This is a genomic window from Mycobacterium sp. THU-M104, from assembly GCF_049197365.1.
Classification (GTDB): domain Bacteria; phylum Actinomycetota; class Actinomycetes; order Mycobacteriales; family Mycobacteriaceae; genus Mycobacterium.
In genome coordinates this window covers 15870-36556 of record NZ_JBMIOP010000193.1, presented here as the reverse complement: position 1 = coordinate 36556, position 20687 = coordinate 15870, and the positions used below count along the sequence as shown (strand labels likewise).

At 68.0% G+C, this 20687-nt stretch carries 18 protein-coding genes and 2 pseudogenes; 11 read left to right on the top strand and 9 right to left on the bottom strand.

Annotated features, from left to right (window positions below):
* Both ACOJVU_RS15425 and ACOJVU_RS15420 read right to left on the bottom strand, forming a co-directional pair.
* Positions 1-95, bottom strand: a 95-nt coding sequence (locus ACOJVU_RS15425; protein ID WP_421530580.1) for a PPE domain-containing protein, incomplete at its 3' end; no start/stop codon positions are given.
* Positions 96-125: 30 nt separating this feature from the next.
* The gene (locus ACOJVU_RS15420; protein WP_421530574.1) at positions 126-425 is read right to left on the bottom strand and encodes a PE family protein; all 300 of its coding nucleotides are present in this window, start codon (positions 423-425) and stop codon (positions 126-128) included.
* A gap of 316 nt (positions 426-741) precedes the next feature.
* Here ACOJVU_RS15420 and ACOJVU_RS15415 point away from each other — a divergent pair.
* Positions 742-1221: pseudogene (locus ACOJVU_RS15415) on the top strand (transposase); the annotation flags it as partial.
* A gap of 914 nt (positions 1222-2135) precedes the next feature.
* Here ACOJVU_RS15415 and ACOJVU_RS15410 read toward each other — a convergent pair.
* Positions 2136-2618 (bottom strand): hypothetical protein, encoded by a 483-nt coding sequence (locus tag ACOJVU_RS15410; RefSeq protein ID WP_421530573.1) that lies wholly within the window; start codon positions 2616-2618, stop codon positions 2136-2138.
* An 849-nt stretch (positions 2619-3467) separates the two neighbouring features.
* On the opposite strand from ACOJVU_RS15410, the pseudogene ACOJVU_RS15405 reads away from it, so the two are divergent.
* Both ACOJVU_RS15405 and ACOJVU_RS15400 read left to right on the top strand, forming a co-directional pair.
* Positions 3468-3584: pseudogene (locus ACOJVU_RS15405) on the top strand (DUF4411 domain-containing protein); the annotation flags it as partial.
* A gap of 305 nt (positions 3585-3889) precedes the next feature.
* Entirely contained in the window at positions 3890-4240 is a 351-nt protein-coding gene (locus tag ACOJVU_RS15400) for a PAS domain S-box protein (RefSeq protein WP_421530579.1), read from the top strand.
* A 43-nt stretch (positions 4241-4283) separates the two neighbouring features.
* Here ACOJVU_RS15400 and ACOJVU_RS15395 read toward each other — a convergent pair whose 3' ends face one another.
* Positions 4284-5000, bottom strand: coding sequence for a TetR family transcriptional regulator (locus ACOJVU_RS15395; RefSeq protein WP_421530572.1), 717 nt, complete (start codon positions 4998-5000; stop codon positions 4284-4286).
* A 387-nt stretch (positions 5001-5387) separates the two neighbouring features.
* Here ACOJVU_RS15395 and ACOJVU_RS15390 point away from each other — a divergent pair, with 387 nt between their 5' ends.
* Both ACOJVU_RS15390 and ACOJVU_RS15385 read left to right on the top strand, forming a co-directional pair.
* Positions 5388-7499, top strand: a complete 2112-nt coding sequence (locus ACOJVU_RS15390) for an Rv1355c family protein (RefSeq protein ID WP_421530578.1) — start codon at positions 5388-5390, stop codon at positions 7497-7499.
* 22 nt (positions 7500-7521) lie between these two features.
* The gene (locus ACOJVU_RS15385) at positions 7522-9465 is read left to right on the top strand and encodes a bifunctional diguanylate cyclase/phosphodiesterase (RefSeq protein WP_421530571.1); all 1944 of its coding nucleotides are present in this window, start codon (positions 7522-7524) and stop codon (positions 9463-9465) included.
* Positions 9466-9553: 88 nt separating this feature from the next.
* On the opposite strand, the gene ACOJVU_RS15380 is transcribed toward ACOJVU_RS15385, so the two are convergent.
* Positions 9554-10303 (bottom strand): hypothetical protein, encoded by a 750-nt coding sequence (locus ACOJVU_RS15380; RefSeq protein WP_421530570.1) that lies wholly within the window; start codon positions 10301-10303, stop codon positions 9554-9556.
* A 271-nt stretch (positions 10304-10574) separates the two neighbouring features.
* Between ACOJVU_RS15380 and ACOJVU_RS15375 the strand changes: the two genes are divergently transcribed.
* The 4 genes from ACOJVU_RS15375 (at position 10575) to ACOJVU_RS15360 (ending at position 13773) form a co-directional block, all read left to right on the top strand.
* Positions 10575-10808 (top strand): hypothetical protein, encoded by a 234-nt coding sequence (locus ACOJVU_RS15375; protein WP_421530569.1) that lies wholly within the window; start codon positions 10575-10577, stop codon positions 10806-10808.
* Between the two features lie 593 nt (positions 10809-11401).
* Positions 11402-12352, top strand: coding sequence for a GNAT family N-acetyltransferase (locus ACOJVU_RS15370; RefSeq protein ID WP_421530577.1), 951 nt, complete (start codon positions 11402-11404; stop codon positions 12350-12352).
* Positions 12353-12399: 47 nt separating this feature from the next.
* Positions 12400-13089, top strand: a complete 690-nt coding sequence (locus tag ACOJVU_RS15365; protein ID WP_421530568.1) for a DUF5642 family protein — start codon at positions 12400-12402, stop codon at positions 13087-13089.
* A 27-nt stretch (positions 13090-13116) separates the two neighbouring features.
* On the top strand, positions 13117-13773 hold the full coding sequence (locus ACOJVU_RS15360) for a DUF5642 family protein (protein WP_421530567.1): 657 nt from the start codon (positions 13117-13119) through the stop codon (positions 13771-13773).
* Between the two features lie 5 nt (positions 13774-13778).
* Here ACOJVU_RS15360 and ACOJVU_RS15355 read toward each other — a convergent pair whose 3' ends face one another.
* Positions 13779-14396 (bottom strand): alpha-ketoglutarate-dependent dioxygenase AlkB, encoded by a 618-nt coding sequence (locus tag ACOJVU_RS15355; RefSeq protein WP_421530566.1) that lies wholly within the window; start codon positions 14394-14396, stop codon positions 13779-13781.
* Between the two features lie 85 nt (positions 14397-14481).
* Here ACOJVU_RS15355 and arcA point away from each other — a divergent pair, with 85 nt between their 5' ends.
* A complete protein-coding gene (arcA, locus tag ACOJVU_RS15350) occupies positions 14482-15693 on the top strand; it encodes an arginine deiminase (RefSeq protein WP_421530565.1) in 1212 nt (403 codons plus the stop codon).
* 114 nt (positions 15694-15807) lie between these two features.
* Here arcA and ACOJVU_RS15345 read toward each other — a convergent pair whose 3' ends face one another.
* The gene (locus ACOJVU_RS15345) at positions 15808-17364 is read right to left on the bottom strand and encodes a dolichyl-phosphate-mannose--protein mannosyltransferase (RefSeq protein WP_421530564.1); all 1557 of its coding nucleotides are present in this window, start codon (positions 17362-17364) and stop codon (positions 15808-15810) included.
* 24 nt (positions 17365-17388) lie between these two features.
* Between ACOJVU_RS15345 and rsmI the strand changes: the two genes are divergently transcribed.
* Positions 17389-18225, top strand: coding sequence for a 16S rRNA (cytidine(1402)-2'-O)-methyltransferase (gene rsmI / locus ACOJVU_RS15340; RefSeq protein ID WP_421530563.1), 837 nt, complete (start codon positions 17389-17391; stop codon positions 18223-18225).
* A gap of 7 nt (positions 18226-18232) precedes the next feature.
* On the opposite strand, the gene ACOJVU_RS15335 is transcribed toward rsmI, so the two are convergent.
* Positions 18233-19117, bottom strand: coding sequence for a hypothetical protein (locus ACOJVU_RS15335; RefSeq protein WP_421530562.1), 885 nt, complete (start codon positions 19115-19117; stop codon positions 18233-18235).
* Between the two features lie 125 nt (positions 19118-19242).
* Complete coding sequence (locus ACOJVU_RS15330) at positions 19243-20499, bottom strand: aminodeoxychorismate synthase component I (RefSeq protein WP_421530561.1); 1257 nt, start codon at positions 20497-20499, stop codon at positions 19243-19245.
* Positions 20500-20687: the final 188 nt, after the last annotated feature.

Genomic DNA, 20687 nt, shown 5'->3' with positions numbered 1-20687 from the left:
GCCCAGGCCGTCGCGGCGGCCGTCAGCGGCTGCGGACCCGGGCCGGCATACATCAGTCCGGAGTTGACCTCCGGGGGTAACACCCCGAAATCCAGCCCCGCCGCGCCAGCCATCACCGGCCCGAACTAACCGGCGACCAGAGCGTTGGCGGCTTCGGTCAACGCGTAGGAGCCGGCGCTGGTTCGCAAGGCTGTGACAAACATTGACAGAATCTGTTCGGCCTGCGAGCCGAACGCCTGATACAGCTGGCCGTAGACGGCGAACTGGGCCGCGGTCAGCGCCGACACCGCGTCGGCGGCAGCGGGGATCACTTCGGTCGTCGGGGCCGCGGCCGCTTTGTTTTGAGCCGACATCGCCGAAACGGCCCCGGCCAACTGCCCCGCAACCGCATCCAGCATCTCCGGTTGCGTAGTGACAAAAGGCATGGAACTCGCTCCTTTCCCGTTGGAACAGAAAGGTCCCTGTGCGGGATGCGGTTCGCGTTGCGCCAATCACATCCTGAGAGAACCATCTGCCCCGACTTGTTGACAATGAAAACCATTACCATAAGACGCATATGTTCTATCAAGCGAGATGGTCGGGTGCAAGTGGCCATCGGAAGGCGTTCGGCTGCGCTCACGCCGGCCGGACCGCTGCCGACGACGATGAGTCTCGATGACGTCACGGCGGGCCGCCTACCCCCGTCGCCGCCGGCTCAAGCCCGCGTCTGCGGCCGGGGCTGCGTCCCGGCGCGGACTGGCCACCTGCGGGCACCGCGGCCGCAAGACCGTCTCGCTCTACGCCTGCCGGCGCACCCTGCAGACCGGCGCCGATCTGCTCACCGACAATCGGAAGACCCGGCTGGCCACCTTGTTCGCCATCGACGCCCACGCCGAGGTCGAGGCCACCTGGACCATCTATCAGCGCACCGTGGCCGCTTACTGACACCCCGACCGCAAGACCGGCCGCACCATGATGGCCGCGCCGATCACGCTGAGCGCCGGCGTCCCCAAGCCCCTGCAGGAAATCATCACCCTCGGACGGACGCTGAAGAAGCGTGCCGCCGACGTCCTGGCCTACCTCGACCGACCCGGCACTTCCAACGGGCCAGCCGAAGCGATCAACGGCCGCCTCGAACACCTCCGCAGCTCAGCCCTCGGCCTTCGCAACCTCACCAACTACATCGCCAGATCCCTACTGGAAACCGGCGGATTCAGACCCCAACTACGCCCCCGATTGTGAAGAGCCGCTTTACGTTCCAGCGGAACAACAATGCGTTGCCTCACAACTGCCGCGTGAAGTTGGGCGCCGCTATATCGTCGTCTCACCCGCCCGACCGCTGGCTCTTGCGCCATTCGCGGAAAGCTCCAAGCTCGTCGTCAAGCTCCTGCATATCCCGTTGCTTATGACATGTCTTGCACATGGGCATGTAGAACTCGGGGAACCGCGAATAGGGGAGGATGGTTCGTACTTGATTGAAATAATCTTGCGCGTCATACAACTCGGTCGGGTCAGTCCCGTCGTAAGCCCAATCTGCGGCGGGCTTGCCGCACACCACGCACGGGTGGTGTTTTGCCGCGCCCCACAACGCTCCACAGCGTTGGTGTGCCCCGTGGTAGGTCACCTCATCCCATACGGTTCGGATGGGTTTGACGGTCCCATGCTTCCGGTACTGTGCATTGTGCGTAGCGCAGTAGCCCAGCGATGTCGGCTTCTTCTCGCACCCCGCAGCAACGCATTTCTCGGGCTGCCTCTTTTTGACTAGAAAAGGCTCATCGAGAGGCAACCCTCGCTTGTATCGGTAGAGGTGGGCTTCGCAGTACCCGATTGAACTGTGCCGTCGCCGGTCGCACCATTTGATGATGCAAGCTCGGTCGAGACGCTGGTGAGGGTCGCCGCCCATCTGCTGCAACGCCCGGTACACGCCACTCCACGAGACGCCTAGCTGGCGAGCGATTTTACTCTGGCTCATGCCTTTTGAGCGGAGTGAGTAAATCTGCGAGCGGACTTCCGCAGTCAAACGGACGCGTATCGCAATCGGAGCATCCAAGTTGGCATCCCGCCTGAACCGTCCGTAATGGGTGTTGCACAAACCCTTCGCCTTGCGCTTGTTGTTGCAGCCCGCAACCTCGCAGCAGGCCTTTGGCCGCGTCCCGTCAGAACGGCGACTCATCGTCGCTACCGCTTCCATTTCTAGTGCGCATGCGCCATGCACGGAACTCCGCATATTCATCGTGAAGCTCTCGCATGTCGCGACGTTTGTGACAGCCCTTACACATCGGCATATAAAACTCGGGGAACCGCGAATAGGGGACGATGCTTTTGCGCTTGCCCCAGTCCGTCCTTTCGACGTACAGCTCGGTGGGGTCCTTGCCGTCATAGGCCCATTCCCCAGCAGGCTTGCCGCAGGCAATGCACGGATACTGCTGGACACGTCCCCAGATTCGTCGGCATCTATGGTGCACGGCGGAGTAGGTGCACGCGTCCCACACTGTCCGCTCGCGGATCGTGACCATGCGTCCATGCACTCGCTGCTGACGGATGTGCGCCGGGCAGTAGCCCTTGGAATACGCTCGCTGCGTGCAGCCGGGAAATGTGCACTTGTCCGGCTGTTTCATGCGCGGTTCAAACTCAGGCACCATCTCACCGCCGGTCTTTAGGCGGTGAGCATGACCTTGGCAGTATCCGCTCTTGCTCGCACGAGGACGGTCGCACCCATCGACCACACATGGCGTTCTTTGCCCATTGGGTGCCCGCATAAGCGGAGCTTCGAGTGAAGCGCCGCGCTTGTGTCGCATCTCGTGCATTCGGCAGTAGCCAAGCGGTCCGTAGTTCGATAACCGGTCACAGCCGTCCAGGCTGCATCGCTTTGGTCCTGGCCGCTCGTAAGGGTCGCCCATCTGAGCGAGACAGCGGGAAACGCTGGCGTGCGATATGCCGGCCCTCCGGCCTATCTCGCTCATGGTCATGCCCTGTGCGCGAAGGTCCCGAATGACGGCCTTCACGTCCGCTTTGATGCGCGGTCGCGGAGGCTGTTTGCCTCCCGTACTCGCAGACATGATGAGACGATAACGCGCGCCGCTGACAGCCAGGCTTCATATGCAGCAAACGCCGATCTGCACCAAAGCGTTTCGTGCGTGGTGCCGCGGCGCCACCGGAGTCACCTCCGGCGGCGGCCAGGTCTCAGCCAGCTCGGCCCGTCGAGGGTGTCGAGTGCGCCGCGCCAGCTCATCGAGGGCCAGGCGCGGCCAGCGTCCGGCTCGGCTGCGGCATCGATGGCGCGTTTGCTGCGCGGCCTGGACCGCACGGCGCCACGTGCTGGTCTGTTCAGGTCGATTGGTCGCTGGGCAGCCTGATGAGCGCGTGGGCGGCTTGGGCTATCTGCTGACGAAGGACCGCACGACCCGTTGGCCAGTGGCTTGCGGCGGATACCCGATCACACGGCTTCGGTCTCAGTCTGCCGAGTTGCGGAGTGTGGTTTGACCGACGTGCTCTATTCCTTCGACACCAGCGCCGTCCTCAACGGACGGCGCGACCTTTTCAGGCCCATGGTGTTTCGTGGTCTATGGGCACTGGTACGGGACGCCATCAAGAGTAGCCGAATCGGCCCCTGCGGCCCGCGTATGCCGCGCTGAGCGGAGGCGGAGATGACTGGTGCTCGGGACCCCGCCGGAAAGGCCGTCGCCGGCGCCTCGGCGCCGCTTCGCGGCCTGGACGTGATTACTGATTCGAATGGGTTGAGTTCGAACGGGTTGAGCCAATCCTTTGATCTCGATGCAAATGCGTTGCTAGTGTGCCGTCTATGACGCACGCGCGATTGCACCAGGGCTCATCCGACGTGGAGGGAAGCCAGCGGGTCGAGGAGCGGCGCCGGAACGGGAGTTCCGCCGATACGCCGACCGACATCCTGATGCGTTTGCCCGCTCTGGTGGTCTTGGAGAGGATCCCCGTTCCCACAGTCGCCATCGCGCGTGACGGCGATATCCTGTTCGCGAACACGGCATTCGCCGAAATGGTCGGCTATCCGCAGGACGGGCTGGCGGGTGCGGAGTTCCCACAGATCTTCAATATCGACCTGGCCGCGCTGAACGCGCTGTCCGGCGCCGAAGCACTGGCGAACATGGTTGTCGGGCTGAAGCACTGCGAGGGGTGGACGGTGCGGGCAAAGATGAGCAAGTCGGCGCTGATGCGCCACGACGATCCGGTCGTGTTGGTGACATTCGAGAATCTCACCGAGCGTCTGTGGGTCGACGAGGCGTAGAGCCCGTCGGCCCGCCTTTCCGGCGCCGGACTACGACTGCGGGCTACGACTGCGGGTGTGCCGATGCCACGGCCGTGGCGGGGCGGCCGAATGCGAGCGGTTCGGTGGAGACTTTTTTCAGCGCGAGCGCGTGGCGCCGGTTGGTGAACTGGGTGAAGTAGTCGGTCCGGTCCGGGCTGGTGAAGCTCGCGAGGGCGAGAGTGCACGTCCTGCGCAGGTTGTCCAGGTAGTGCTCGGGTTGGTCGAGGTCGCTGATTCTGCGGACACCGACCCACATCGCCACGAGCATGGTGGCGACGTCCCCGGGTTCGTGTCGGTCGGTGACGTCACCTTCGGCGAGTGCTCGTTCGATGAGTGTGGCGACGAACTCGACCCACGACTGCCACCGGGTGCCGGCCAGATCCGGCCCGCTGTCGAGGGTGTCGAGCAGTCGCAGACCGGCGCGGGCCACCTCGTCCTGGATATCCTGGACGGCAAGAAGATAGATGAGGTCGATCAGTGTCTCCAGCCCCGACATCTTGCGGGCGAGCAACTCCCGGACCGCGGCACCGCTCATCTCGGTGACGTGGTCGATGATTGCCATCGCCAGTGCCTGCTTGGAGGGGAAATGAAAGTACATCGCCCCTTTGGTCAGCTCGGCCTCCACAAGGATGTCATCGAGGCTGACCAGGTTGTAGGGGCGGTGAGAAAACTGGCGTGACGCTGCGAGGACGAGCCGATGGCGGGTGGTGCCGGCGCGTCGTTCGCTACCCTCCGTCATACCACGTCCCGTCTGGTGGCGATTGCCGCGCAGCGACTAGGCGCTGCCTGCACGGCTCCGCTGTCTTTGATTCAGTTCCCGCGATCATAGGCGGTTGAGTATCCCCATCCGCCCTCCGCCCGCCGTTGTCGTCCAACCCGGCCTCACCGCTGAACACACACACGGGTTCTGTTATAATGCTGAACTCCAACCGCCAAACCAGGTCATCGAGGATGCGGTTTTTTCCCGACCCGAATTGTCGCCTGGCGCCGGAACTGCCCGCCCCCTACTCGTGGCCCCCTACTATGTGACAGTGACACGCCTGTCCAACGCGCGGATTCCACGGTTATCGGTGTCCGATCGGGACAAACATTCGCTGACGCGGTCGAGCACCGAGGAGAAACGACCATCGCTTCCTGGAGCGCAGAAATTCTCGACGCCGAGGATCCCGCAGAAAAGGCGGAAGTGGATCGACTGCGCGCCGATCCCGCGGTCGAATTCATCGACCGCTCGCAGGATCAACTCGCGCAGTTGCGCGCGCTCCGGCCCTCGCCCGCTGCGGAGTTGGTGACCGAACCCCGGCGGTGGGCGTACTACCCGTGGCGCCGGGCAGTGGTGTCGATTCTGGGGCCCCGCGGTTTCCGCGCGGTCCGATTGGATCGCAACAGGAATGTGATCACCACCGACGAACAGGCGCGGCTCGGCGAACTGCGCGTCGGCGTGGCCGGTCTCAGCGTCGGGCATGTCATCGCGCACACGCTGGCCGCGCAGGGCCTTTGCGGCGAGTTGCGGCTCGCGGATTTCGACGGCCTCGAGCTGTCCAACCTCAATCGGGTGCCGGCAACCGTATTCGACCTCGGGCGCAACAAGGCCGAGGTGGCCGCCCGCCGAATCGCCGAGATCGATCCCTACCTGCGCGTCCGGGTTCTGGACGCGGGCCTGACCGTCGACAACCTCGACGAGTTCCTCGACGGACTGGACGTAGTCGTCGAGGAATGCGATTCGCTGGACATCAAGGTCAGCCTGCGGCAGGGCGCTCGTGCCCGGGGAATACCCGTGCTGATGGCGACCAGCGACCGGGGGTTGCTGGACGTGGAGCGTTTCGACCTCGATCCGCAGCGCCCGATCCTGCACGGTCTGCTCGGCGGCCTGGATTACGCCCGGCTGGCCGGCATGGAAAGCCGGGAAAAGGTCCCGCACATGCTCCGGTTCCTCGAAGCCGACCAGCTGTCGGCCCGCATCCTGGCGTCGGTGGTCGAGATCGACCGCACGCTGTCGACCTGGCCGCAGGTCTGCGGCGACGTCATCCTGGGGGCGAGCGCGATCGCCGAGGCGGTCCGCCGGATCGGCGTGGGCGAAGCCCTGCGATCGGGCCGGACCCGCATCGACCTCGGCTCGGCGATCGACCGGCTCGACGAACCGCGGCGGGCCGGCGATGGCCCGGTGCCCGTGGACGCCGATCCGGATCCGGCGCTGCCGGGTGTGTCGGGTCTCATCGCCGCGGCGGCAGTACGGGCCCCGTCCGGGGGCAACTCGCAACCGTGGCGCATCGAGGCCACCCCGCAGGAGATCACCATCCGGCTTGCGCCCGAGCACACGTCGACCATGGACGCCGGCTACCGCGGCAGCGCGGTCGCGCTCGGCGCCGCCGTCTTCAACGTCAAAGTAGCCGCGGCCAGCCAGCAGGTGCTGGGCCCGGTGACCGTGCTGGAGAACGTCGACGGCGCGCCGCTACGGGCGACGGTGCAGCTGAGCGGCGGCGCCGACCCCGATCTGGCCGCGCTGTATCAGTCGATGCTGGCACGCGAAACAAATCGGCAGCTCGGCACGCCGCAGCCGATCGCCGCTGCGGCCGTCGACCGCATGCGCGTGGTCGCCGCCCGCGAGGGGGCCCTGCTGCACCTGGTGGCCGGGCAACCCGAAATCGCCTCAGTGGCTGATGTGCTCGCGGCTGCCGACCGCATCAGGTATCTCACGCCACGGCTGCACGCGGACATGATCTCCGAGCTGAGGTGGCCCGGAGATCCGCATCCCGACACCGGTATCGACGTGCGCAGCCTCGAGCTCGGGGCCGGCGACCTCGCAGTGCTCGACATCTTGCGGCGGCCGGACGTGATGACCAACCTGGCCGACTGGCACGCCGGAGACGCCCTGGGCGAGGACACCCGCCGGCGCCTGTCGACGAGTTGCGCGGTGGCCATTGTCTCGGTGGCCGGACGTTCCCTGACCGACTACGCGCGCGGCGGATCGGCCGTCGAGGCGGTGTGGATCGCTGCGCAACAGCACGGGCTGGCGGTCCAGCCCATCTCGCCGGCCTTTCTGTACGCCCACGACCGTGCGGATCTCGTCGGTTTGTCGCCGACGTTCGCCGATGAGCTGGGCGAGCTCCAGCAGCGGTTCCGGCAACTGGTCGGTGTGCCCTCCGGTGCGTCAGCCGCGCTGATCCTGCGTTTCGCCGTCGCCGCGCCGGCCTCGGTCCGCAGCCGGCGCAACTTCGGGCGCGTCCACGTGCCGCATTAGCACCACCCGCTACGCTGGGGGGGTGTCCGGCTCGTTGGAGGACCTGGTAACCGGGGCCGCTGCCGAGTTGATGGCAGCTGTCGCCGGCAACGCGGCGTCCATCAGTGAGCGGGTGCTCGCCAACCTGGTCGACCGGTTCGGCGTGGATTTCGGCTTTCTGCGCCACAACGACCACACCATCCACGCGACGATACTGATCGCCGAGTGGCCGCCGCGCCCGGAAATCCCCGACCCCGACCCGCTCGGTGTCGTCTACTTCGCCGACGCCGACTCCGTCTTCGCCCGGGCCGAGACCCTCAAGCAACCCGACGTCTTGCGCCCCGAGACGACCAACGCCGACTACCAGTCGAACATCGAGGAGGGAACCGGCGTACCCGCCGTCTCGCTCGCGTGCGTCCCGCTGCTGTCCGGGGACCTGACCACCGGAACGCTGGGCTTCGTCAAGTTCGGCGACCGCGAATGGATGCCCGAGGAGCTGAACGCGCTGCAGGCGATCGCGGCGCTCTTCGCCCAGTTGCAGGCCCGCACCGTTGCCGAGGAGCAGGTTCGCCACCTTGCCGAACACGACGATCTCACCGGCCTGCTGAACCGGCGAACCCTGATCGGCCGGCTCGACGAGCGTCTTGGGGCGGGCATGCCCGCCCCGGTCTCGATCCTGTTCCTCGACGTTGACCGGTTGAAGGTGGTCAACGACCACCTCGGTCAAAACCCTGGCGACCGTTTCATCATGGCTTTCGCCGACCTCTTGCGGGCGGCGGTCGACGTTCCCGCCCTGATCGCCCGGTTCGGCGGCGACGAGTTCGTCGTCGTGCCGGCCGCGCCGATGACCGTGGACGCCGCCGCGGACTTCGCCCGCCGGGTGCAGAAACGGGTCCACACGCAGGTCGTGATCGACGGCGAGATGCTGGCCCGCACGGTCAGCATCGGGGTCGCCGCGGGAACCCCCGGCCGCGACACCACCTCGGAGCTGCTGTTCCGGGCCGACCAGGCGACCCGATCGGCCAAGGCCTCCGGCGGGGCCACCGTCACGGCTTTCAGCCCGGAGATGGCCGCCGAGGAAGCCATCCGCAACGACGTCGAACTGCGCCTGCAGGAGACCATCGACAGCGAAAGCAGCGACCTGGTGCTGCATTACCTTCCCGAGTTCGACATGCGCACCGGCGAGATTCTGGGCACCGAGGCGCTCGTTCGTTGGCAACACCCCACCCGGGGCCTGCTGATGCCCGACGCGTTCATCGACGTCGTCGAATCGGTCAATCTCGCGGGCAAGCTCGGCCGACTCGTCATGCGATCGGCCTGTGCGCAGTTCGCGGACTGGCAGGCGCACGGCGTCGGGCAGGGCGCCGTGTTGCGCGTCAACGTCTCTCCGGTGCAACTCGTCGCGGACGGCATCGTGGAGACGGTTGCCGCGACCATCGAGGCCTTCGGGCTCGCACCGGGCGCGGTCTGCCTGGAAATCACCGAACGCGTCGTGGTGGCCGACATCGACGCCACGCGCAAGACGCTGGCCGGACTCAAGGACATCGGGGTGGAGATCGCCATCGATGACTTCGGCACCGGTTACAGCGCCCTGGGATACCTGAAATCCCTTCCCGTCGACCTGCTCAAGATCGACCGCAGTTTCGTCCGCGACCTCGGCCGCAACCCGCGCGACCTGGCGATCGTTCAGTCGATCGTGACGCTGGCGAACGCCTTCGGGCTGGAGGTGGTGGCCGAGGGCGTCGAGACCGTGGGCGCAGCCAAAGCACTGCTGGCCATCGGCTGCACCCGCGCGCAGGGCTTTTTGCTGTCGCGCCCCCTGGACAGTGCGGCGATGGAGGCCTTGTTCGCCAGGCGCTTCATACCGATGAACTTTTCCAACGGAAACGTTCCGGCACACGAGGAACTCTCCGCACCTAACCACCACGGCATCGGCGATTCGCCCCACCGGCGGTCGAAGCGCACGGGCTTCCAGTCGCTTCAGTGATTCACCGCAGGCCCGCCCGCTCGGCGCAGGCCCGCCCGCTTGGCTCACGCCGACCGAGCGGGCGCGGACCTGCGGTGAATCGCGATCGTCACGCCATGCTGGCGAGGGGCAATTCGGTCTCGGACTGCTGGTAGAACGATTGCGTCAGGTGTTGCGTTTCCATGAGGATTTTGGCGACCTGTTCGGGCTCCGCGTGGTTGACGAAATCGCGCCGGTTCCACCACATCATCTTGGTCTGATAGCGCTCGTCGGGATAGGGCGTGGCGGGAACGCCCGCGACCACCCCACCGGAGGAGCGCCACCGGTTCAGGACGTAGGCGGCGGCCGTGGCCATGCAGAACTGCGCATCGAGCAGGGCCATCATGTGAAAGCCGCTGCGGGCCAGAGCAGCGGTGAGGCAGCGATCGTGGTTCAGTTCGTCGGCTACCCACGCCGACTTCATTTCCAGGACGCCGAAGGGCACCCGGGCGGTGATCATGTCGCGGACGGCCTGTTCTCCCGGTTGCCCGGACCATTCGGCCACCGCGTGCGAGTCGTCGGCCGATTGCAACGGCCCGATGGCCCGCACGCCTGCCACCATCTGTCCGCCGGAATCGACCACTGCTAGGTACATGATGGTGTCGGAGCCGCTGAGCAGCGCGTCGACGTCCAGAGCGCACTCGACGCCGTGTTTGTGGTAGCTGCGCTGGGCACCCTCGGCGTACTCGTCCCAGAGATCGCTGTCCGTCGACGGTTGCGAGAGCACCAGCGTGCAGTCGATGTCCGGGTCAGTCCAGCTGAGGCTGTGCCCAAGCTGGAATTTGCCGGCGTTAGCGGCGTTCAGGGGTATGACGGTCATCGGGCCTCCTGGGAGTTCGGTGCGCCGACGCTGTGCCGGCGAGTGTCAGAACGATGGACGTGACTTCACGGACGGCGCTCTCGTCGCCTACGAATGGCCATCCTCTCGACCTCCCCGGAGGGAAATCCATACCAAAGGAATGCAAACGACGTCAGGGCCGGACTAAGTATATTACAAGTTCCCGTGATTACCATGTATTTTTTCGGCCTAATGGACCGCTTTGACAAAGCGGCAACCACCGGAAATGGGTGCCGGTTGACTGTCTATGCGCTTGGCAGGCATGGCGGGCGTCGCCCCTGCGATCCGAGACCGATGGGAGTGTGGTTCTCACTGTTCCCGGATCGAACTCGCGGTAATTGCCAAGCAATGGTTTGCACTTAAAACCGTGTATTTCCGGCCTTATGCGCAGGACAACTCTTTGGCGCTGACGGCAATTTTCGGCGACAAAGACGTCGAACGTTCCAGTCTTCACGTAGCAGCGCATCGCCGCGTCGCCGTCAGCTGACCTGGCAAACTGTGCGGATCGGCGCGCTGGTGGCGGCCCAGGATGCGCCGAGCGGGCTTCCGCGGGGCGCAAAGCATTTTATCCTCGAAAATCCGCGGTCTGCCCTAGGGGTGCGGTTGGTGCATCGGCGGGCGGTGGTCGATCATGGGCCCCGCCCGGCAAAACTCATGCTGCGCGGGTATCACGCGAAAATGGCTATTGAGTCGCGGCCGGCACGGATTCTGGCGACAAGACCTTTGCACGTGTATTAATCGATCGGTGCCGCTGACGTCGACGATGCATATCCCGGCGGAAGGTCAACGAGGTGACCGCGGCGGATTCGGGGGCAACTTTCCGTGAGCACGTTGACGAATTCAAGGATCGGCTCTCGGGTGGCCGCCTACCGGTTGTTGCCGCATCGGCAGCCGACGCCATAACCTGAGGGGGACCGTGCCCCGTACCGGCGCGGGTGAGGGTCGGGAAGGCATAAAGAAAAACGGCAGGTTCATGGCAGTGCGGGCGGCACGGGAACGGGGCGTGTGCCGGCACTCTGCGACCCCTAGGACATCGCGGTGGCCGAACTGACCGGTGCGCGCGCCGAAGAGCTCGCGACCATGCAGATCTTCGCGGACTGTGCCGTCGCGGACCTGGTGCCGTTGGCCGCCTGCGTCGAGCCGCTGCGTGCCACGGCGGGCCAGGTGCTGATGCGGCAGGGTGAGCAGGCGGTCTCGTTCCTGCTCATCTCGTCGGGCAGCGCCGAAGTCGGACACGTCGGCGATGACGGCGTGGCAATTCTCGAGCGGGTCGTGCCGGGCATGATCGTCGGGGAGATCGCGCTGCTGCGCGACATTCCGCGGACGGCTACGGTCACGACCGTCGAACCCCTGGCCGGATGGATCGGGGACGGCGACACATTCGCCCGATTGGTGAACATTCCCGGGGTCATGGACCGGTTGCTGCGCATGGTGCGCCAACGCCTCGCCGCATTCATCACACCCATCCCGATCCGGTTACGCGACGGCACTCACCTGCTGTTGCGCCCGGTTCTGCCGGGTGACAGCGAACGGACCGTGCACGGGCATGTTCACTTTTCCGGCGAGACGCTGTACCGGCGGTTCATGACGGCTCGCCTCCCGAGCCCGGCGTTGATGCACTACCTGTCCGAGGTCGACTACGTCGACCACTTCGTCTGGGTGGTGACCGATGGGAGCGACCCCGTGGCGGATGCGCGATTCGTGCGCGACGATGCCGACCCGACGGTCGCCGAGATCGCGTTCACCGTCGCCGACGCCTACCAGGGCCGGGGGATCGGAACCTTCCTGATCGGCGCACTGTCCATCGCCGCCCGGCTCAACAAGGTCGAAAAATTCTCGGCGCGAATGCTGTCCGGAAACGTGGCGATGCGTGCCATCATGGACCGCTACGGCGCGGTGTGGCAGCGCGAAGACGTCGGAGTCGTCACTACCGCGATCGACGTGCCCCGCCGCCGCGACATGGGACTCACGGCTGACACGGCCGATCGGATCGACCGCGCCGCTCGCCAAGTGATCGAGGCGGTCGGCTGAGCCCCGCAATGCCCGAAAGACGTTGATTTTCGTGATAGGAACACCGCATGCGGCCGTTGCGGAACGGCGGGGCGGCGATTCCCGTGCTCACTCTGCTGGCGACCGCATGCACCATGTCGCCGGCGCCGGGTCCGTCGACCTCGCCGCCGGCGCCGCGCGGTGCGGCCGTCAACCCCGCCCACATCAAGCGGATCGCCGGCGATTTCCCACCCGGTTACGAGGTGGCCAGCGGCGTCGCCAGGGGGGCCGCGCCCGACTTGACCTGGGGTCTGGGGGCGAATGCAGCCGACGTCAGGGCTAGGCCCGCGCGCTGCGCCGCGCTCGCCGACCCCGGCGCGGGGCGTGCCCAGTCCGCCCAGGGCGTCTCCGGATCGGGTGCGGGAGGCATCGTCGACGCGGTCGTGGTGACGCTGCCGGGTCCGGCGGACCCCGACGCGAATCTCGTCGCGACGTGTGGTCAGTGGACCATGAGCGCGGGTCACACCACGGCCGGCGTGCGCCTCATCGCGGCCCCGCACGTCGACGGCGCGCAAACCCTCGGCATGGTGGCCGACCTCAAGTCCTCCGTTGAGTCGGGCACCCAGATCGATTCGCGCGCATACACGTTCATCGCCTATCTGGGGGACCACTACGCGTTCACCACACTCGTCACCGATCCGGGCGCGGCCGTGCCGGCGCTGCCACCGCAGTTCGCCGCCGACCTGCTCGTCACAACGGTGTCCACGTTGCGCGGCTGAGCATCCGGCTTGGGTAGATTGGCCACGATGGTCAAGCTGTGGGCCGCGGCCGCCTGTGTGTGCGTGCTCGCCGGCTGCTCATCGGGTACGGATGCCTCGGCGGTGAAGGCGGACATCGGCAAGGTCTCCGTCGTGAAGTCGAGCTTCGGGCCCGACTTCACGGTCACCGACATCGGCGAGCGGGGGATCGACCCGCAGCTGCTGGCTCCGCGCAAGCTGCCCGAGGGACTGCGTTTTGATCCTGCGAACTGCGCGACAGCGGTGGCGGTCCCGGATATGCCGCCGGACCTGAAAGGCAATATGGCCGCCATCTCCGCCGAGGGCAAGGGCAACCGGTTCGTCGTGATCGCCGTGGAGACCTCCGCGGAGGTGCCGCTCGCCGACCCGGGGAAGGACTGCGCCAAGGTGGCGTTCTCCGGAGACCAGCTGCGCGGCGGCATCGAGGTGGTCGAGGCACCGCACATCGCCGGAGTTCACACGCTGGGCACCCACCGCGTCCTGCAGACGGTGGTCGCGGGCGCGGTCCGCACCGGGGAGCTCTACGACTATTCCGCCCAGTTCGGCGACTACCAGGTGATCGTCATCGCCAACCCGCTGGTGGTCCCCGACCAGCCGGTGGCGCCGGTCGACACCGATCGTGCCCGCGATCTGCTCGTCAAGGCGGTAGCCGCGGTCCGGAGTTGAGCTGGTCAGCGCACGTCGCGCGGCCGGAACTGGACGCTGATCCGCGGACCCGCGGGCGCCGACGTCTTGGGAACCGCGTGCTCCCAGGTGCGCTGGCATGATCCGCCCATCACCAGCAAGTCGCCGTGCGCTTGTGGCAGCCGCAACGACGGGCCCCGGGGGCCTGGGCCACGGCGCCGCAACGCGAGGGTACGCGTGGCGCCGAGGCTGACGATCGCGACCATGGTGTCCTCGGCACTGCTGCGGCCGATGGTGTCGCCGTGCCAGGCCACACTGTCAGAGCCGTCGCGGTAGCAACACAGCCCCACCGTCGTGAACGGTTCGCCGAGTTCGCCGGCGTAGATGTCGTTGAGCCGCCGCCGCAGCCGCCCCAGCAGGGGGTGTGGGGGGTCCTCGAGTGTCAGGTCGTGAAAGCTCACCAGCCGCGGCACGTCGACCACCCGGTCGTACATGTGGCGGCGTTCGGCCCGCCAGGGCACGGTCGCCAGCAGGGCCTCGAACAGGTTCGCCGCGTCGGGCGAGTCACCCGCGAGCCAGCCCGCGCGGATTTCGATGAAGGCGCCGCCGCCGAGGTGGCGGCGTTCGGTGTGCTCGAAAAGCGAGCCCTGGACCGCGATCCCCACGTCACCCAGCGTATCGCACGCACGTTCGAACCGATGGCGGCGCGGCGGGTGTGTGGCCCGATCGTGGCGCCGCTACGGTTGCTCTGTGGGCGTCGTCGAGTTGGGCACCGATTCCGAGGTCGGCACGTTACGGGTGGCCATCCTGCACCGTCCGGGCGCCGAGCTGGGCAGGCTCAGCCCGCGCAACGTCGACCAGCTGCTGTTCGACGGACTGCCGTGGGTGGCGCGCGCGCAGGAGGAGCACGACCAGTTCGCCGAGTTGCTGCGCAGCCGCGGCGTGGAGGTCCTGCTGATGTCGGACCTGCTGACCGAGTCGCTCAACCACAGCGGGGCGGCCCGGATGCAGGGCGTGGCAGCTGCCGTCGATACATGGAGGCTGGGAGTGCCTCTGGCGCAAGAGCTTTCGGCCTACCTGCGCAGCCTCGAACCGGGCAAGCTGGCCCACGTGCTGATGGCCGGTATGACGTTCGGCGAGTTGCCGCCGGAAACGCGCACAGATGGGTCGCTGGTGCTTCGTATGCACCGCGGTTCTGACTTCGTCATCGACCCGCTGCCGAACCTGTTGTTCACCCGTGACTCGTCGATGTGGATCGGTCCGCGGGTGGTGATCCCGACGCTTGCACTGCAGGCGCGGGTGCGCGAGGCCTCGCTGACCGACCTCATCTACGCCCATCACCCGCGTTTCACCGGGGTGAGACGGGCCTACGAGTCGCGTACCGCGCCGGTCGAGGGCGGTGACGTCTTGTTGCTCGCCCCGGGTGTGCTCGCGGTCGGGGTTGGTGAGCGTACCTCTCCGGCGGGTGCCGAAGCGTTGGCGCGCAGCCTTTTCGACGACGACCTGGCCACCACCGTGGTGGCCGTGCCGATCGTGCAGCGGCGCGCGCAGATGCACCTGGACACGGTGTGCACGATGGTCGACACCGAGACCGTGGTGATGTACGCCAACATCGTCGACTCGCTCTCGGCGTTCACCATTCAGCGCACACCCGACGGCGTGACCATCAGCGACGAGACGCCGTTCCTGGAGGCCGCAGCCAAGGCGATGGGAATCGACAAGCTGCGCGTCATCGACACCGGTCTGGATCCCGAAATCGCCGAACGCGAACAGTGGGACGACGGCAACAACACCCTGGCGTTGGCGCCCGGCGTCGTCGTCGCCTATGAGCGAAACGTCCAGACCAACACCCGGCTGCAGGAGGCCGGCATCGAGGTGCTGACCATCGCGGGGTCCGAACTGGGCACCGGCCGCGGCGGCCCCCGCTGCATGTCCTGTCCGGCCGCCCGCGATCCGGTCTAGCCCCGTCTAGCTCTGCTGCGCCGAGATTGCCGCCACGGTCGTGGCGGAGGGCCCGATCACAACCCGCACGGCAGTCTCGGCGGGGAACGCGAGGTCGCCGCCCCGCGGCCCGACTCACCGCCAGCTGGGCAGCCAGATCTCCATGTTCCAGGTCTGTTGCGAGATGGGCAGCCCGGTGAGCACCGGGAAGAGCCAGGCGAAGTTGGTCGCCACCGAGGCCACGTAGCAACTCACCAGGATCAGCCCGAGCGTGCGACGTTCCCGGCCCTGCTCAGGGGCATAGAGAATGTCACCACAGATCAATGCGATGGCCATGACGAGGAAGGGCGCCATCGTCGCCGCATAGAAGAAGTACATCTGCCGGTCGATGTCGGCGAACCACGGCAGCCACCCCGCGCAGTAGCCGACCCAGACCACGGCGTACCGCCAGTCCCGGCGTACGACCATGCGCCATGTCCCATATGCGAGGACCAACACCGCCGGCCACCACATGGCGGGCGTGCCGATCAGCATCTCGGCTTTGACGCACGACTGCGCGCCGCAGCCGGGAACGTTCTGCTGGTCGATGGCGTACAGCACGGGCCGCAGCGACATCGGCCAGCTCCACGGCTTGGACTCCCACGGGTGGTGGTTGCCGGCGGCGTTCGTCAGGCCGGCATGGAACTGCAACGCCTTGGCGGTGTAGTACCACAGCGAGCGCACGGCGTCGGGGAGGGGCACCACCGAGTGAGGCCCGATCGCCTGGCCCACCTCGTGCCGGTCGATCGCGGTTTCCGAGGCGAACCAGGGCGCATAGCCGGCCAGATAGACGGCGAACGGGATCAGGCCCAGCGCGTAGCCGGTGGGCGCCAGGTCGCGGCGCAGCGTGCCGAGCCAGGGCCGCGTGACCTGGTACTGACGGCGCACGGCCACGTCGGACGCCAACGACATCGCCCCGAAGAACACGACGAAGTACAGACCCGACCACTTCGTCCCGCACGCCAAGCCGAGCAGCGCCCCGGCGCCGAAACGCCACCAGCGCACGCCGAGTCGTGGGCCCCATTCGGTTTCGGCAATGCGGCCCTCCAGCAGCGCGACGTGCATCCGCCGGCGCACCTGGTCGCGGTCGACGATGAGGGCCCCGAAAGCCGCCACCACGAAAAAGGTGAGGATTCCGTCGAGCAGCGCGGTCCGGGCGGTGACGAAACTGACGCCGTCGCAAATCAGCAGCACGCCCGCGATGCCGCCGACCAGCGTCGAGCGGCTGATCCGCCGCACGATGCGCGTCACCAGCGCGACCAGGACCACCCCCAGCACCGCACCGCTGAATCGCCAGCCCACGCCGTCGTAGCCGAAAATCGCCTCGCCCAGCGCGATCACCTGCTTGCCGACGGGGGGATGGACGACCAGGCCGAAGCCGGGGTTGTCCTCCACCCCGTGGTTGTGCAGCATCTGCCAGGCCTGGGGCGCGTAGTGCTTCTCGTCGAAGACGGGCGTGCCGGCGTCGGTCGGCGAGCCCAGGTTCACCAACCGGCTCACCGCAGCCAACAGCGTGACGACGCCCGTTGTGACCCAGCCCCGGAAGTGGTCGGTCGGTCCGAAGTCGGCGACCGGGATCAAGCGTCCGGGGCTGACGACGGGGACGACACGTTCCTGCGCGGCCACGGAGCGTTCGCGGAGCGGGGCGGTCATCTCGTCGATCGTAAGCTGTGGGTCATGACCCACGGTCGGCTGTTGCTCGGCGCGACGCCGCTGGGACAGCCCTCGGATGCGTCGTCGCGCCTGATCGATGCCCTGGCCCGCGCCGACGTGGTGGCCGCCGAGGACACCCGCCGGGTACGAATGCTGGCGAAAGCCCTCGGCGTCGGCATCACCGGCCGGGTGGTCAGCCTGTTCGACCAGGTCGAGGCCACGCGGGTGCCCGCCCTGGTCGACGAGGTCAATTCCGGCGCGACCGTGTTGGTGGTCAGCGACGCGGGCATGCCGGTGATCAGCGACCCGGGGTACCGGCTGGTCGGGGCGTGCGTCGCAGCGGGCTTGCCGGTGACGTGTCTGCCGGGCCCGTCGGCGGTGACCACCGCGCTGGCGGTCTCCGGTCTACCCTCGGACCGGTTCTGCTTCGAGGGATTCGCGCCGCGCAAGGCTCCGGCGCGCCGGGCCTGGCTGGCTTCGCTGGCCGAGGAGCGGCGCACCTGCGTGTTCTTCGAGTCGCCGCGCCGGCTGGCCGCGTGTCTGCGCGATGCGGTCGACGAACTCGGCGGTGCCCGCCCGGCGGCGGTGTGCCGGGAGCTGACGAAGGTGCACGAAGAGGTGGTGCGCGGGACGCTCGAGGAGTTGGCTGCGCGGGCGGCCGACGGCGTGCTCGGCGAGATCACGGTCGTGCTGGCCGGTGCCGCGCCCCGCGCCGATCTTCCGGCGCTGGTGACGCGGGTGGAGGAACTCGCCGCTGACGGCGTCCGCGTCAAAGATGCCTGCGGCGAGGTGGCGGCGGCGCACCCCGGGGTGCGCTCACGCCAGCTCTACGACGCGGTGCTGCGATCCCGGAAGGCCTGAGTCGATGTCAGGGGGTGCACGCTCCGATGGGGCCGATCGACGGTGTGCAGAACTGCGGGTGCGGGAGGGCGGGCAGTCCCGGCAGCGCCGGTGCCGCCGGGAGGCCCACCGCGGGCAGCGCCGGAAGCGCCGGCAGCGCGGGCACACCGACCGACGGCAGACCTGCCGCCGGGAGGACAGCCCCCGCCCCCGGGATGGACGCTACTGCGGGGAGCGCGGCGGCCGCGGTCGTCAGCCCGCTGGTCCCGCTGGTGTTGACACCGGGGATCGAGAACGAGGGCAAGCCGATGTCGTTGGGCAGGAGCCCGTCGTCCTTGAGGTAGATGAGCGCAAAGACGGCGGATTCTCCGAGGCCAAACACGCTGCTTGCGGAGCCCAGCAGGAGTGGCAGCACCGAGGCCGCGCTGACGGGGATGGCGGTCAGGCCCCCGAGCCCGGCCAGTCCGGGCACGGCTCCGGCCAGGCCGGGCAGCATGGGCGCCAGGCCGTAGGGGTCGGGAATGCCACTCAATCCCCCTTCGGGAACGCCGCCCAGCCCCCCGACCGGCGTGCCGGACCCGCCGATTGCCGGTCCGGCGCTGCCGCCGCCGATCATTGCGGGCGCGGCGGCCGCGGGCACCTCACTGGCGGCCGACGTCGCGCCGGGTTCGGGCGCCGGCTGCGGCGCGATCATGTTGCCCGCCTCGGAGAAGGCCGGGGATTCGGCGTTCTGCGCGACCGGCTTCGGTGCCTCGGGCATCAGGACGGCGGCCAGCTTCTCGCACCCGGCGCCGCCCGTGGCGTCGCACATCCCACCTACCGGCAAGGGCGCGCTCACCGTGGTCAGGGGCGTGACCGCCAGCGTCCCTCCCACGAAAGCGGCGGCGACGGTGCCCAGAACAGCGATTCTCATGACAGACCCCTCCAACGCAGTCGACTCGCGCTGGGCGCGGTTCGATGGCTCGAGCTTAGGCGCTCGCGGCCACTGGCGTGCAGGTTACCCGGATTTTCACCGCCGCTGCCCTGGCCGTTCAGCCGCTAGCCGACCGGCGCCGCGGCCGGAATGCGCGGCGCCCCGACGATCGGGGCCGCCTTGTGCAGGCACTCCTGCCACTCCGCGTCGGGATCGGAGTCGGCGGTGATCCCGCCGCCGACGCCCAGCACGGCGCCGCCCGCCGCGTCGAACTCGACGGTGCGGATTGCGACGTTGAGTTCGCATCCGGCGATCGGGGAGGCTAAACCGACTGTGCCGCAATATATTCCGCGCCGCTTCTGTTCCCATCCGGAGAGCAGCCGGCGCGCCCGGTGTTTCGGGGTTCCCGTCACCGAGGCCGGCGGGAAGGCGGCGTCGAGCAACGCCGAGGTGGGCAACCCGTCGGGGACCCGGGCCGAGACCGTGGACACCAGGTGCCACACGCCCGGCGCCCGACGCACCACCAGCAACTCGGGCACGGTGACGCTGCCGACGACCGCGACCCGGCCCAGGTCGTTGCGGACCAGGTCCACGATCATGATGTTCTCGGCCACGTCCTTGGCCGAGGAGCGCAGTGCCGCCGGCCAGGCGTCCAGCGGCAGGGTGCCCTTGATGGGGCTGGACGTCACGACCGACTCCCGCCGGCGCAGGAACAGCTCCGGAGACAGCGACGCCACTGCGCCCCACGGTCCGGCGAGATAGGCCGCGCGGGCCGGGGCCGTGCGTGCGACGCCCTCGACGAAGAAATCCAGGGGGTTCCCGTCGACCGTCCCGGTGAACTGGGTGCATACGCACGCCTGATAGACCTCGCCCGCGCGGATCGCGTCCAGGCAGGCCAGCACCCCGCCGCGGTGCGCTTCCCGGTCGGCCGCGTCCCAGGCGATGCGGCACTCACGCACCGGGGCCGGGGCGGCCGCCAGCGCGGCGGTCAGCCAGTCCGGCATCGGCGCACCGGAGAGGCTCTCGTAGAACCACTGCCCGTCCGAGTCGCTGCGCAGCACGCAGTCCGTCCAGCCGCCGGCGGCCTCGGGTATCCGGTTCGCGCGGCCATCGGCTCCGGCGTCCGGGTAGGACAGGTACCCGATCCAGCCGCCCCCCACCGCTTCGGGAACCTGCGCTCGGCGGTCCTGCTCGTGCACCGTGAACGCGTCGGCGGTGTCCGCCCGCTGGACCTGCAGACTCGGCGCGATCACCGCCTGCGCGCCGAACCACTCACCGGTCAGCGCGGCCGGCGCCGGCAGGCCGAGCCGGCCGGTGGCGTCACCGATCGCACGCAGCACCCGCGGCACGGCACCGAGGTCGCCGAGCCGGTCGATTCGCACGGCCCCAGCTTGACAGAGCGGCCGGTTCGCGCGCCGCGGGCGTCCGGCGCGGGCACGGGCAGACCGGGCGGACATGTCGGTAGCTGCCGTCGGGCCGAGGGCAACGTCGAGGCCGAAATGTCCTCCTAGCTGCGCGGGGTGCGCGTGTTAGGCTGCGCTACGCCAAGAGATGACCGGCCGCCGTGCCG